This is a genomic window from Georgenia halophila (genome assembly GCF_039541595.1).
In genome coordinates, this window is the sequence record NZ_BAABGN010000001.1 from 189,865 (window position 1) to 203,140 (window position 13,276).

Consider the following 13,276-nt stretch of genomic DNA (forward strand, 5'->3'; position numbering starts at 1 on the left):
TTCCTCATCGATGGCGTGCAGCGCTCCACGGTAGCCGTCACTCTGTCCGTGCCTACACTCGGCGTCATGCGCCGCTCATCGGTCGAGGCAGTCCACCGCGCCGTCCTCGGCAAGTCCTGGGGCGGACGGTGAGTGGGCGGCGCGTAGCACATGCCAGGACCCGACGTCGTCGGGGACTGCCGCGTTGGAGCAAATGGGCGTTCGGCGGGGCAGCCCTGCTGCTGGTTGCCGTGCTTGCCGTCTTCGCGTGGGACGCGCGAACGGCCGACAGCGAACTACGCCACGCGGAGCGGCAGGTGGGTGCACTTCAAGACCAGGCACTCGCCGGTGACCGCGAGCGGGTGTCAGAACTCGCGGAGGACATTCGTGAACACACCGGTGCGGCTAGAGAGGCACTCACTGGGCCTCACTGGACCATCGCGAGCAAGCTGCCGTGGCTGGGTGAGAACGTCACCGCCGTGCAAACCGTAAGCGTTGCGGTCGACGATCTTGCCAACAATGCCCTGGGCGATCTGGTCGATGCCATCGAGGTCGTCGATCCTGCCAACCTGGCCCCGGATAACGGCAGGATCGACATCGCTCCGATCGCCGAGGTCGCCCCTAAGGTGGTGGCCGCGAACGAGACTGTCCAGGCGTCGGCCGGGGCCTTGGAAGAAATTGATACGGAGAGCCTTGTCGGCCAGGTGGCGACTGCTGTGGAGCAGTTGAGCGGCCAGGTCGATGAGATCGCCTCGCTCACTGGCACGGCCTCGCGGGCCGTCCAACTCATCCCACCGATGATGGGTATCGATGAGCCGCGCGAATATCTGCTGCTGGTCCAGAACAACGCCGAGCCTCGTGCGACTGGTGGAATCCCCGGTGCCGTGATTCTGCTCCGAGCCGAAGAAGGTGCGATCGAGATAGTCGATCAGCGCGATGCCGGCGCGTTCGGTCCATATGGTGAGAATGACCCGGTGCTTCAGCTGCGCCCGGCCGAGCGCTCACTGTATGGAACTCAGCTTGGCCGTTTCATGGCGGACGTGACGTTTACGCCCGATTTCCCGCGAAGCGCCGAGCTGGCCCGTGAGATGTGGCGCCGGGAGTTTGGCACAGAGGTGGACGGTGTCCTCTCTGTCGATCCAGTGGCACTTGGCGCACTCCTCGGTCCTACGGGTGCCGTGACGCTTCCCACCGGTCATGAGTTGACTGCAGACACAGCTGCGCAGATTCTCCTCAACCAGGTTTATCTCGACATCGAGGACCCTGCGCAGCAGGACCTGTTTTTCGAGGCGGCTGCCTCAGCGATCTTTGACCGGGTCCTCAGCGGGGCCGGTGATCCGACGGAGGTTATCGGCGTCCTCGACGAGGTCGCCGCCGAGGGGCGCCTCATGGTCTGGAGCGTCGACGCGGGCGAGCAGCGCCTGCTTTCGGAGACTAATCTCAGCGGGGCGCTACGAGGTCACTATCGAGACGCTCCGATCGTCGGCGTGTACGTCAACGACCTTTCCGCCGCCAAAATCGGTTATTACCAGCATGTCTCTGCAAAGGTCCAAGCAGTCGGATGTGGCCCAGGTGGTCCGCAAAATCTCCATGTCTCCGTAGCGGTGCGTTCGCAGGTGCCGCCGAACTACTCCGAGATGCCGCCGTACCTCATCGGTGACGGGTCGCCCATCGCCGTGGGCGATATGCGATCGCAGATCGTTCTCTATGCGCCGAGAGGCGGGCAGATTACGAACTTCGTCGCGAGCGATGGACAGACGGCCGGTACGCCGGCCGTGCACGACGGCCTGAGCGCGGTAAGTACGCGAGTGACCCTCTCGCCTGGTGAGACGCGGACGCTGGACTACGACGTCCGGCTTCAGGAGCCCTTGGCAGTCGACCCGATCGTCCGGGTGACGCCGGGTCCAGCAGACGGTCAATTTACTGCCTCCACTTCTCCTTGTGCCTGAGGCCTGCTAGCGTCTGTGACGGTATATCTGCACGCGCTTCCAATGCCTGGGGGAAAGCATGAATCGACGCGCAATAACTACGGCCGCCGCCACTGCCGGCCTCGTCCTCGTTCCCACAGCCGCTATGGCTGAGTACGCGGACCCAGACGCCCTTGTCGCCTCTGACGCCACGCCCGTCGAGGGTGAGCCGTTCGAGATCGTCATCGCGACCGACGACTTCGAAGAGGTGACGCTCACCGTCAGTTCCGAGGATGAGGACGTTCCCGACGGCGCCATCGAGATCGCCGGTACTGCTTCCGAGACCAACGAGGTCGAGGACGGTGAGGCCACGTTCACCGTAACGCTCGACGAGGCGGGCACCTACGAGCTTGTCGCCACCGGCCCGAATGGTGAGCTCATCGACTCCGCCACGATCGAGGTCGTTGCTGCTGGTGACGAGGACGCGCAGGACGACGGCGACGATAGTGGTGTCGGTGGTCTTCCTGAGACCGGAGCAAGCAGCACGCCACTGGTGATCGGTGCGGCAGTCCTGCTCGCCGCCGGTGCTGGCGCTATGGTTTTCGCCCGTAGCCGCCAGACTCAAGCCTGACGGCGCTTCTCGACACAGAAGGAGAAGGCCTCCTGCGGCGGAACCGCATGAGGCCTTCTCCTTTTTGCAGATGGGTTCTAATCTCCTCAAGAGCCGATAGTGACTACGGTGGTACTGGTCGACCAAGCGGCGGCGCATGGCCCGACCGGCGCTGCCGGGCCCTACGTGCGGACTGTGGTGACGTGGTGCCTGTACCACGCGACGGTGCGCTCCAGCCCTTCCTCGAGCGAGATACCCGACGTCCAGCCAGTCTCGGCAAGTTTCGAGACGTCGAGCAACTTCTGCGGCGTCCCATCCGGCTTGGTGACGTCCCATTCCGTCCTGCCGTCGTAACCAACAATGGCGGAGATGGCGTGCGCCACCTCACGGATCGTGATGTCCGAACCCGTGCCGACATTGACCTGCGCCGCTCCGTCGTAGTGCTCAAGCAGGTGGAGACACGCGTCCGCCATGTCGTCCGAATGCATGAACTCGCGCCGCGGACGGCCCGTGCCCCAGTTCGATACGGTGCTCTTCCCGGCTCGTGCGGCGTCGTCGTAACGCCGGATCAGAGCTGGTAGCACGTGTGAGCCTTGCGGCGAGAAGTTGTCGTTCGGGCCGTAGAGATTGGTCGGCATGGCGGAGATCCACGGTAGCCCGTACTGGCGGCGTACGGCCTGAACGTGGAGGATACCCGCGATCTTTGCGATCGCGTAGGCGTCGTTCGTCGGCTCCAGGTGTCCGGTGAGCAGGGAATCTTCCCGAATTGGCTGCTCGGCGAACTTCGGGTAGATGCATGAGGAACCGAGAAAGAGGAGACGTTCAACTCCGACCTTTCGAGCGGCGTCCATCACGTTGACCTGGATCTGCATGTTGTCGCTCAGAAAGTCGACCGGGTAGGTGGTGTTTGCGAGGATTCCGCCTACCTTTGCCGCCGCAAGTACGACGTATCTCGGTCGGACCTCGTGGAAGAAATCGAACACTCTGCCCCGGTCCTTCAGGTCGAGCTCCCGAGACGTCCTGCCGACGACGCTGCGAAAGCCGGACGCCTCTAGCTTGCGCCAGATCGCTGAACCGACGAGGCCCTGGTGACCTGCGACGTAGAACGGCGCGTTACGGTCGAGCTGGCCTGGCGTGTAACGGAGTCGGTCACCGGCGGTCATGTGCTTCCCCAGGAGGTGAGGCGAACCTGGTCGGTCCACGGGCGGCCTGCATGCTCTAAGGCTTCGACATCAGCAGCGACCATGAGCTTGGCGAGTGCGCGGCCGTCGACCGTCGGTGTCCAGCCGAGATTCCTTCGAGCCTTGGTGGAGTCACCGATGAGGGCATCGACCTCCGTCGGTCGCAGGTAGCGCTCATCGAATCGCACATGGTCCTCCCAGTTGAGGCCGGCGTGCGAGAACGCAATCTCCAGGAACTCACGGACGGTGATCCCGACGCCGGTGGCGAGGACGTAGTCGTCGGGCACGTCCGCCTGCAGCATGCGCCACATACCTTCGACGTACTCCGCGGCGTATCCCCAGTCGCGGACAGCATCGAGGTTGCCCATGTAGAGAAACTCCTGTTTGCCCGCATTGATGGCAGCGACGGCGCGGGTGATCTTGCGGGTCACGAAGGTCTCGCCACGGCGGGGCGACTCGTGGTTGAAGAGGATGCCGTTGACGGCGAACATGTCGTACGCCTCACGGTAATTCTTCGTGATCCAGAAGCTGTAGAGCTTGGCGGCCGCGTACGGCGATCGCGGGTAGAACGGGCTCTCCTCGTTCTGCGGCGGGCGCGTCGCACCGTACAACTCCGAGGACGACGCCTGGTAGAAGCGAGTTTTGATACCGGACAGACGGACTGCCTCGAGCATTCGGATCGTCCCTGTACCCGTAGTGTCCGCCGTGTGCTCGGGCTCGTCGAAAGAGACTCGAACGTGCGACTGTGCCGCTAAGTTGTAGACTTCGTCCGGATCGACCTGCGCCAGCAGCGTCACCAACCGTGCTCCGTCACTCAGGTCCCCGTAGTGCAGAAACAGCTTCGCGTTCGGGTCATGCGGATCGACGTAGAGATGATCGATCCTCGCGGTGTTGAACGTCGATGCTCGCCGAATGACACCATGCACCTCGTACCCCTTTGCGAGCAACAGCTCGGCAAGGTATGAGCCATCCTGCCCTGTGATGCCCGTGATGAGAGCGCGTTTCGTCATGCCTACCTCGGGGTTGTGTCCACGCCAACTCGGCGCACGCTCCAACGATAGCGGCCGAGGGCCAAACGACTAGGCCGCGGGGAAATCGCTCGCCGGGGTGGCTCCAGTCCTCTTGCGCCGTCGCCCAGTCTTCGACGCGCCGTCTTGGACTAGCCTGTGACACGTCAAGAGCCGGACGACCGGAAGTGTGCCGTGACCTCAGAACCACCTCGGTGTGTGCTAGTTGACCTGCCTAAGACGGCTGGGCCATCGGTCTCCAAGGCTTTCTTCCTTACTCTGGCGACTAGGTGACATCGCTGCCTGGAGGAGCGAATTGATGACGCGTTCGAAATACGCGAATCGTCGATCCCGAGCAAGCACGCGCAACTTCGCTACTACTCCACGCTGCGCGGTAATAGAACCGTCGAATATTTCCTCGTCTGAGGATCACGGCATCCTTTCGACCGGGTGCTCAGCCGGTACCTCCGTCCAGGCAGCTGGATCCGGGAACGCATCAGCGATTCCAAGCGCCTCGGGGCATCGGGTCTGCATTGTGTCGACTCGATGCCAATTCGCCACAGAAGCCGCCCAGGAATGAAAGGATAGTTGTTCGCATGCTTCCTGAGAATTCGATGATGAGCGATTCCTGTCGACTGCCTGACCGATGGGTGCGGAAGCCGGTCCTGGCGGTGACGTCAACGACCATGGAGATTTCGGTACGGCGGTTAGCCGGGCGCCCCGAAATCGCGTCTCTCCGATTTCCGTACGTCAATACGTCTCCGCGGGCCCACGAGATCAGGCGCCTCGACCGCAGCAGAGAGCTTGCCAGAGCCGTGCCCGGGGCGCCACACGGAGGACTATGAGGTGTTCGGATACGACCTCCTACCCGCGTAGCACCCTCGACTTGTGCAGTCCTGACTTACGGACGGGACGCCAATTGAAGTTAGGGGCGGGTCCTTCGGTATCGCCTGTAATAGGTGGTCCGGCTCCGGAGCATGCCGTGGTAGAGGACGACGGCGTATCGGCGACAGAGCAGCGGTGAAGAGGGCAAGCGGTCGCGGGATTATCAATCGCATCGGAATCTCGTTTGGAGGGCGCATCGGCGCCTCGCTCGCGCAGGCGCTCCTCCTTGCGCTCCTGGCAAGGGCGCTAGGCGTCGAGAGTTTTGGTTACTACGCATTGACGTATGCGGTCTGCACATTTGGCACAGGAGTCCTCGACTATGGACTTACCACCCGCGTGCTTGCGTCCAGCAACTTGGCGGACAAGCGGGGGCTCTTCGGCGCGCTCGCCGTGTCCAAGACGCTGGCCTTCACCATCGTTGTGTTGGGCGCTTCCATCGGCGCGCTCGTCTTCGATGCGGATCCCATGCAGAGATTCCTTGTGTTGGGTACGGCGCTGTCCGGCCTAGGTGACCGGTTTGGCGACACCTCGTTGAACATACAGCAGGGAGAGAAGCACCCAGCGGCTGGGACCGGTCTTCTGCTCGGACGGCGGTTGATCAGTCTCGCCCCGTTCCTGTTCGGGCTCACCATGACCACCGCCCTCATCAGTTTGGCCATGTCGGCGATCATCGGGATTGTCGCCTTCTACGTTCTCGCGCTACCCCGCGCCGGGCGGCCCACGCCGCTGTTAGTCGTCCTCAGATTCAACCGCTCGATCTTCCTGACTGGGCTGGGCAGCAACATCGCTCAGCTCGAGTCCGCTGCGGTGAGCCTCACAGCGGGTGTCCATATGGCCGGCCTCTTTGGTGCATCACGGCGCTTGTCGGCACCGATGAACTTGGCAATCACGACGGTGATGCAGGTGCTCGTTCCGGAGATGGCCAGCCAGACCGAGCGTCACGCGCGCGAGCAAATATTCCGGGCTTCTCGTCGAACTGCCATGGTGTTGGCCGCATGCTTCTTGCTCGCGGTCCCACTTGCGCCGTGGGTGACCAGGGCGCTGCTCGGCAGCGCCTTCGTGGCGGCAAGCCCGATTGTCGGTGGTGTGATCGCCGCAGCGGCGTTTATCGCGCTGAGCCAGGCCTATCTCGGCTGGTTCTATGCCACGGAGACACCGATGTCGGTTGGTATGAGCGTGCTTGGCTCTGCTCTGTTCCGGCTGGTTCTCTGCCTGATTGCGGGCGTGGTGTGGGGCCCCTGGGGCCTCGCCGCCATGCTGCCGGTCAGCGCGCTGGCGACGTTAATTGCGCTGCACCTTATCTGGCGGAAGCACCAGCCCAGGTAGGCCGGTGAAGCGCCCTGGGTTTGATGGAGACTCGTCTCATTGGGTTTCCATCAGGACTTCGGGGTCCTGGTGGGCAGCGTAGTGGGCCTGTTCGTACTCGGCTGGGGGGGAGGTCGTCGAGGTAGCCGTGGAGCCGGGCGGTGTTGTGCCAGTGGGCCCAGGAGAGGGTGGCTAGCTCGACGTCCTGGACCGACTTCCAGGGGCCTGCTCGGCTCGGGCTGGGCCGCGGATGAGTTCGGCCTTGTTGTAGCCGTTGACGGTCTCGGCCAGGGCGCTGAAGCCCCTATAGGTCAGGATTTGGCGTGGATGGCCTGGGCTTGCGGTCGCTGGCGGGCGTGGTGATCGGTCATGACCCGTTGGTAGACCTCGCGGGCGAGGTAGCGCTTGAGGCAGCGGATGATGTCTCGCTTGGACAGTCCTTCGGCGCTGCGGCGGGTGACGTAGTCGGTGGTGGGCTGGTGGAACCGCATCCGTACGATCACGGTCCGGTAGAGGGCCGCGTTGGCTTCTCGATGGCCGGCACGTGAGAGCCGGTGCCGGTTGGTCAGTCCGGACGAGGCGGGGATCGGACTGGTGCCGCAGAGCTTGGCGAAGGCCGCCTCGGACCTGACGCGGTCGGGGTTGTCCCCGAAGACGATCAGCATCTCGGCGGCGGTGTCCGCGCCGATGCCGAGGGCCTCGCGCAGGGTCGGGGCGTGGCTGCGGGTCAGGTCGTCGAGGATGGTGTCGTGGTCGGCGATCTCGGTGTCGAGGGCGCGGTAGCGCTTGGCGAGGGTTCTTAGTGCGTGCTTCGCGCTGGTGACGGCGCCGGGACGCAGTGAGGCGCAGCGCTCGATGAGGACCTTGTCGGACAGCCCGGCCAGCTGCTCGCGCAGTTCGGCAGGAACGGTGACGATGAGCGCCTTGAGCGTGATCATCGCGCTGGTCCGGGCCTTGCGGGCGGTGTCGCGGGCGATCTTGATCTGGCGGATCATCTCCGCGGTGCCATCGGCCGACTTCGGAGTCGCGACTGCCTGGCCGCCCAGGACGGCGCGTGCGGCAGCCTCGGCGTCGAGGGTGTCGCTCTTGCCGTTGGAGCGTCGTCCGCGCCGATCCCCGCGGTTGACCTCGACGACTCGGTGGCCGCCACGTCGAAGAAAGCTGGCCAGGCCGACGCCGTAGCTGCCGGTGCCCTCGACGCCGTAGGCGATGACGCGGCCACCGCCGGCCAGGGCCGCCGCCCATGCCTCGAGCTGTGCGTAGCCCTCTCGGTTGGCTGCGACGTGCCGCGCGGCGAGCCGGGCGCCAAGGTGGTCGACCGCGACGGGCACGTGGGCGTACTTGTGCGTGTCGACGCCGACGATGATCTGTCGGCTGGCTACTGCTTCGCGGGGTTCGACGGTCATGCTGGTCATGGCTGCCCTTCCGTTCCGACTGCTGGGTGGTCGAAACCAGCTGGTCGGGCGGGTAGGACAGGACTGTGATGGGTCGGGTTTGGCGATCAGGCCCCTATTCGGTCACCGCCCTCCCGGCCAGCCGGTGTGCGTTGATCGCCACCTGACCGGCGTCGACAGATCAACGCCAAGGCACCACGGCCAGTCGTAAGCAAGGGTCAGACCCCGGTCAGGCAGCCCGCTGATTGTGCTCACAGTCGTAGGAGTCCCCGACGCTGCCGATCGAAGGCGTGGCGCCGATCTCGGCGAGCCGCTCGCCGTATCGCAGGGACGTGAGCTGACTTCCGGCATCGCTGTGACACCGCAGTCCGGGGAGGTTGGTTCCGCGTCGCCAACGGGCCATCTCGATGGCGTCCAGGACCATCTGAGTGCGCATGGTCGACGCGACCCGCCAGCCGACGATCGTCCGCGAGTAGGCGTCGATGACGAAGCACACGTACGCGCTCCCGGCCCAGGTGGGCACGTAGGTCAGGTCGGTGACCCACAGCCGGTTCGGCGCCTCGGCGGTGAACTTCCGCTCGACCAGATCGCGATGGCGCGCGCGGCCTCCGCGCGGCGGGTGGTGCGCACCTTCTTCGTCCGCGTCACCCCGGCGATGCCCTCGGCGCGCATGAGCCGGGCGACCTGGTCACGCCCGACGCCCATCCCGGCCCGGCGGGCGGCTTTCCAGAGCTTGCGGGCTCCATAGACCCGGTAGTTGGCCTCCCACAACTGACGCAACCGTGGCCTGAGCTCCTCATCACCCACGGCCCTGGACGAGGGCGGCCGGGCCTTGGCGGCGTAATAGGTACTCGGGGCGATCTTGATCCCGTACTCACTCAGCACGCGGCAGATCGGCTCGACCCCGAGCCGGCGCCCTTCGACGACTTCGCGGTTGGCGTCGATGAACGCGGTGATCACTTGTGTTGGCGGTCGAGCTCCGCCCCGAAGAAACTCGCAGCTCGCTTCAGGATCTCGTTCACCCGCCACAGCTCGCGGACCTCCTGCTCGAGCTGTTTCTCGCGCTCGGACTTCTCCGCCCTCACCGGCGGGGCTGGGCCCTCGATACCCTCGGCGGCATCAGCCCGGCGCACCCAGATCCGCACCGACTCGGTCCCATAGCCCAGCTGCTCGGCGACCCGGGTGATCGTTCCCTGACTCGTGCCCAGCTCGGCGCGCAGCGACCGGACCATCCGCACCGCAGCAGCCTTCTCCTCTTCGCTGTAGCGACGCGTCGACGGCTTCCCAGCGATCCCTTCTCGTGGCATGACTCCATCCTCGTTTCCAAACTCAGGAGTCTCCACCAAACCCAGGACGTTTCATTCAGTCAGGTGGAGTCTGAGTGGTGCGTCGCTCCTCGACTAATGCCCAAGCCGCCAAGACGGTCGAGACGGCTAGGCGCATCGACCGGTTCCCAGCCCACGGTGAGAACAACACATCCCAGATGCCGTAGACCGAGACCAGTGCCACCAAGGGGTAAAACCGGCCCCGGCCACGGAGGACCGCCAGGGCGAATAGACCAATCAGGAACAGAGGTAGGGCCGCAGCTAGAACACCGCCGGAGACCCACGCCTCAAATAGCACCGAGTGCAGTGTGATTTGGCCGTTGTCCATCCAGAACGGCATGTAAGTCGTAATGCCCAGGTCTGTGGCGAGTTGCTTGCCCGCCGCGATCGTCGGCAAGTCTAGCCGATTGGGGTGGCCCCATCCGGCGATGGGGTTTTCGGCCACCGCAATGAGAGACAGTGGGGGCTCGGTCCTACCACCGAGGAGAAGCGGGGCACCGCCTTCTGTCTGCTGCAATGCCCGCTCTTGCAGATCCCGGCCGAGGTGCCCCTGTTCCATAAGAGTCGGCAGGCCCAAGGCTACACCCGCTGCAAGTGCTGCGGCCGCAAGCACCTTCGCATGGTCGCGGACGCTTCCCCGGTAACGACCGTGCGCGTACTGGGCGATCGCTGCTGTTAGGCAGACTACGCCGAAGCCTCTTGAGCCGAGCGCTAGACTGAGTACCGCGAACCCGACGAGCAGCAGTATGGCTAGCCGCGTGCGGCCTCTACGGGCAGCAACTAGATAGACGACGAGCGCTGTGACCGGAAACGCCCCCCCGTACTTCCACTGCGCGGCGAACGTGGGCTCTCGAACGCCGACGATTAACCAGTACACGATGGTTGCGGCGCACAGCCAAGCCAGAACCTGCGCGGTCTTGGCCGTGCTGTCGGTGGACTTGGCGATGCCGAGCACTCCGAGAGCGATGACCAGGAAGGCACCGATACTGCCGAGGTTGAGCGACGACCCGTGGACCACGGCACTCGCCATCATGGCCGTCACGCCTAGGACTGCCAGCACGATGGCGCGCTTTACGCTGCCAGGTAAGGGGGTGATCGGCATGACGGGAATCAGCGGGAGGCAGAGCGCTGTGCTGAGTGGGACCGCCAAGCCCACCGTGGGCACCCCGCCGAGGAGCCCGAGAAGTGCTCGGAACCACCGGCTGTCGTGACCCACCTCGGCCTCGACGCGCGTCTCCGGGGTGGCAACCACTCGCGCGAGTCTAAGCCGCCCACCGTTGCCGCGCCTATCGATATCGCTGGGTGAGCCCCTGCGCGCTGACGTCAAGGCAAACGATATCCTCACCAAGGAACGGGATCGGGCCATGTTGATGCTGCCGTGAGGTCGTCCAGGGAGTACCCGAAGTGGGCGATACGATGATCGAGGGTTTCCCTGAGGTGTCGTGCGCTTCGTTTTCCTGTTGCAGGGACTACGATCCTTTCTGCGGATCGCGGAAGTATGCTCAAGCGGCGCGTGCGCGGATTCAGCGGGTGGAGTGCCCGCGCACCTCGAATACCCTGTTGCATCGCGGCCCAGTATTCGACGTACTTGTCGTTCTCGTTCCGGATTCCCTTCAGAACGTCGATCGACTCTAGGCCGAGGTGACTCCAAATGCGGTCCATCGTGCCCTGGGGGTTGGACAACAAGTGCTCGTAGCGCACAACGAGAGACTCCTCGAGATGCGGTTCGTCGCGCTCGTAGATCGACATCGCCTCGAGCCAGTGCTCAATGACGGGTGCGAAGTTCGAGCCCACCTGCATACGACGCGTGAGCCACTTGCGCGTCGCGAGTGCCTGCACCACCGGGTTCCGAGTGAGGATGACGAATCGCGCCGCCGGGAATGTCGCCTGCAGGAAACGGGTGCGTGTGAGGTTCGATGGCGACTTCTCCACGAAAGCCGCAGCTGTGGGCTCTTCGAAGTACGCGCTCCAGGCGGCGACGAGGCGTTCTGCGGCGTCAGGCCGTGATGGCAGATCGTCCTCCGTGAGGTGTGCCTCCGGGTGGTACGCCCACCGCATAGTGAGCCCGCGCTTACTGCCGCGGCGCGATCCCATCTCGTGATCAGTGAGGTACACGTCTTGGACGAACTGGCCTTCGTCCTCACCGGTGTGCGTGCCGACGAGTCCGGTGACCGCGGGATGTTGAGCGACGAGTCGCCCCACCAACGTGGTGCCGCTGCGTTGCAACCCGCCAACAAAGATTGGTGCTGGTAGTTGACTAATCACAATGGCTCCCAAGCTGAACGGGCCGGTGAAGAAGTGACGGCCGCAAAAACGTGGACAATACTGGCCAGAGTTGACGCGAGCAGTTCAACCAAGCGCTATGACAGCAGAGCCGACACAAACTCCTCAGGTCCGGCAAGCTCGAGTGGGCGCCGCTCCCGGCTCATCGCAATCCCGATCGCCTCTCGCAAGGCGTCGGTGAGAGCCTCAGGAGTGAGGCCGGTGTGCATGACGCGGTCGCCCAGGGATCGCGTGGCCTCGACCAGGGTCTCAGTTTCTGCCGCGACGACGAGTGTCCCGAGTGCAACTGCCTTGCCGAAGATTCCACTCGAGGCGTCGTTCGAGTAAGCAGCGACGACGATGTCGACCATCTGGATGGCGCCATCGAGCTCGCTGTTCGACAGAAACCTGTTCTCGAGGACGACCGTATAGCCACGGGACCGTGCGCGGCGGATTGCGTGCATGACCTCGTCGGCGTAATCAATACTAACCTGACCCGCCAGAAGGAGTGCTGCATCGTTCGGTCCTGCCGCGCGAACCATCGCATCGACAACCTCCACCACGTTCTTTCGACGACTAATGGCTCCGAACACGCCAAGCCACATGGCACCGCCTCCTCCTTGCGGCGGCGTCAGAAAGGTGAGTGACGATGGGGCCGCCGGTGTGACCTCGACCGGATCGGGCACCGCTGCGCGCCCCCGCCAGACGTAACCGCTAGATGGCGTCATCGCCGGTGCGAGCACGAGAACGCGGCACGTCCGGCTTGACACCGTCAACGCGAGGCGTTTCAGTCTCTGAAAGAGCCACCTCGATCTCCGTCCTCCGCCGCGAGCCGGCACACGCATGACGAGAACGGTGAGGCGTCTCCGGTACTGGTGCGGCAAGAGCCACAAAAAGGGCAACACCTTGTCGCCCTCCGTGAGGACGAGCGCCGCATCGGGAAAGCGCGCCAGCACGAAGCGGACCTGCCGAAGGACCCACATCTGGTATCGCCACGAGCCGACATGTCTCCGTACACCGAGGTCGACCATTCTGGGCTCATTGCCAGCCGAGAAGCGCGAGCGGAACTCCAAGGAGCCCCTGGTGGCCGATGCCGTAGCAAGAACGAACTCTCCGCCGCGGTCCGACACCCAGTCCGCTATCCACCTGCAGTACTGCATGCGGTGTCCGGTGTGGTTCGGCTCGAGTACGACGACGCGCAGTGGTACCACCAGTGCCCTCCAGAGGTGAGGTCGCGACGGAGACGGCTCTCAGTGTGGACCATCGAGGAGGCCCAGGCAGACTCGCCCCTACATCCCGGGCCCGGATGTGGCCGTCAGCCTGATCTACGCCACCGGAGCCCGATGCGTCCCTGGACGAGACTGGCCACGTGGCGATACGGCGCAACGGGCGGCGCGCTCTGGCGCACCTAGCCTAGGATG

At 64.4% G+C, this 13,276-nt stretch carries 9 protein-coding genes and 2 pseudogenes; 3 read left to right on the forward strand and 8 right to left on the reverse strand.

The features are described 5' to 3' along the window. Positions 1 to 296: 296 nt before the first annotated feature. Together ABD907_RS00875 and ABD907_RS00880 are read left to right on the forward strand one after the other, a co-directional pair. Positions 297 to 1,928, forward strand: a complete 1,632-nt coding sequence (locus ABD907_RS00875) for a DUF4012 domain-containing protein (protein ID WP_345214600.1) — start codon at positions 297 to 299, stop codon at positions 1,926 to 1,928. A gap of 58 nt (positions 1,929 to 1,986) precedes the next feature. Further along, a complete protein-coding gene (locus tag ABD907_RS00880) occupies positions 1,987 to 2,517 on the forward strand; it encodes an LPXTG cell wall anchor domain-containing protein (RefSeq protein ID WP_345214601.1) in 531 nt (176 codons plus the stop codon). Positions 2,518 to 2,678: 161 nt separating this feature from the next. On the opposite strand, the gene ABD907_RS00885 is transcribed toward ABD907_RS00880, so the two are convergent. Next, positions 2,679 to 3,659 (reverse strand): GDP-L-fucose synthase family protein, encoded by a 981-nt coding sequence (locus ABD907_RS00885; RefSeq protein ID WP_345214602.1) that lies wholly within the window; start codon positions 3,657 to 3,659, stop codon positions 2,679 to 2,681. Then, positions 3,656 to 4,687: a GDP-mannose 4,6-dehydratase gene (gene gmd, locus ABD907_RS00890; RefSeq protein WP_345214603.1), complete on the reverse strand. Its 1,032-nt coding sequence runs from the start codon at positions 4,685 to 4,687 to the stop codon at positions 3,656 to 3,658. The genes ABD907_RS00885 and gmd overlap by 4 nt, the downstream gene beginning before the upstream one ends. Before the next feature lie 1,017 nt (positions 4,688 to 5,704). Here gmd and ABD907_RS00895 point away from each other — a divergent pair. Then, entirely contained in the window at positions 5,705 to 6,895 is a 1,191-nt protein-coding gene (locus tag ABD907_RS00895) for a lipopolysaccharide biosynthesis protein (RefSeq protein ID WP_345214604.1), read from the forward strand. 36 nt (positions 6,896 to 6,931) lie between these two features. On the opposite strand, the pseudogene ABD907_RS00900 reads toward ABD907_RS00895, so the two are convergent. The 6 genes and pseudogenes from ABD907_RS00900 to ABD907_RS00925 form a co-directional block, all read right to left on the reverse strand. Further along, a pseudogene (locus ABD907_RS00900) lies at positions 6,932 to 7,171 on the reverse strand (IS3 family transposase); the annotation flags it as partial. 14 nt (positions 7,172 to 7,185) lie between these two features. Further along, positions 7,186 to 8,289 (reverse strand): IS110 family RNA-guided transposase, encoded by a 1,104-nt coding sequence (locus ABD907_RS00905; protein WP_345214605.1) that lies wholly within the window; start codon positions 8,287 to 8,289, stop codon positions 7,186 to 7,188. Between the two features lie 235 nt (positions 8,290 to 8,524). Beyond that, a pseudogene (locus tag ABD907_RS00910) lies at positions 8,525 to 9,575 on the reverse strand (IS3 family transposase); the annotation flags it as partial. 55 nt (positions 9,576 to 9,630) lie between these two features. Beyond that, positions 9,631 to 10,845, reverse strand: coding sequence for a hypothetical protein (locus tag ABD907_RS00915; RefSeq protein ID WP_345214606.1), 1,215 nt, complete (start codon positions 10,843 to 10,845; stop codon positions 9,631 to 9,633). Between the two features lie 89 nt (positions 10,846 to 10,934). Beyond that, positions 10,935 to 11,858 (reverse strand): sulfotransferase family protein, encoded by a 924-nt coding sequence (locus tag ABD907_RS00920; RefSeq protein ID WP_345214607.1) that lies wholly within the window; start codon positions 11,856 to 11,858, stop codon positions 10,935 to 10,937. Positions 11,859 to 11,953: 95 nt separating this feature from the next. Next, positions 11,954 to 12,886 (reverse strand): glycosyltransferase family protein, encoded by a 933-nt coding sequence (locus ABD907_RS00925; protein ID WP_345214608.1) that lies wholly within the window; start codon positions 12,884 to 12,886, stop codon positions 11,954 to 11,956. Positions 12,887 to 13,276: the final 390 nt, after the last annotated feature.

Bases quoted from the DNA above. Each gene is read 5' to 3' on its own strand.
- ABD907_RS00880 (WP_345214601.1), top strand. From the start codon at position 1,987: ATGAATCGACGCGCAATAACTACGGCCGCCGCCACTGCCGGCCTCGTC.
- ABD907_RS00885 (WP_345214602.1), bottom strand. From the start codon at position 3,659: ATGACCGCCGGTGACCGACTCCGTTACACGCCAGGCCAGCTCGACCGT.
- gmd (WP_345214603.1), bottom strand. From the start codon at position 4,687: ATGACGAAACGCGCTCTCATCACGGGCATCACAGGGCAGGATGGCTCA.
- ABD907_RS00905 (WP_345214605.1), bottom strand. From the start codon at position 8,289: ATGACCAGCATGACCGTCGAACCCCGCGAAGCAGTAGCCAGCCGACAG.
- ABD907_RS00925 (WP_345214608.1), bottom strand. From the start codon at position 12,886: ATGGTCGACCTCGGTGTACGGAGACATGTCGGCTCGTGGCGATACCAG.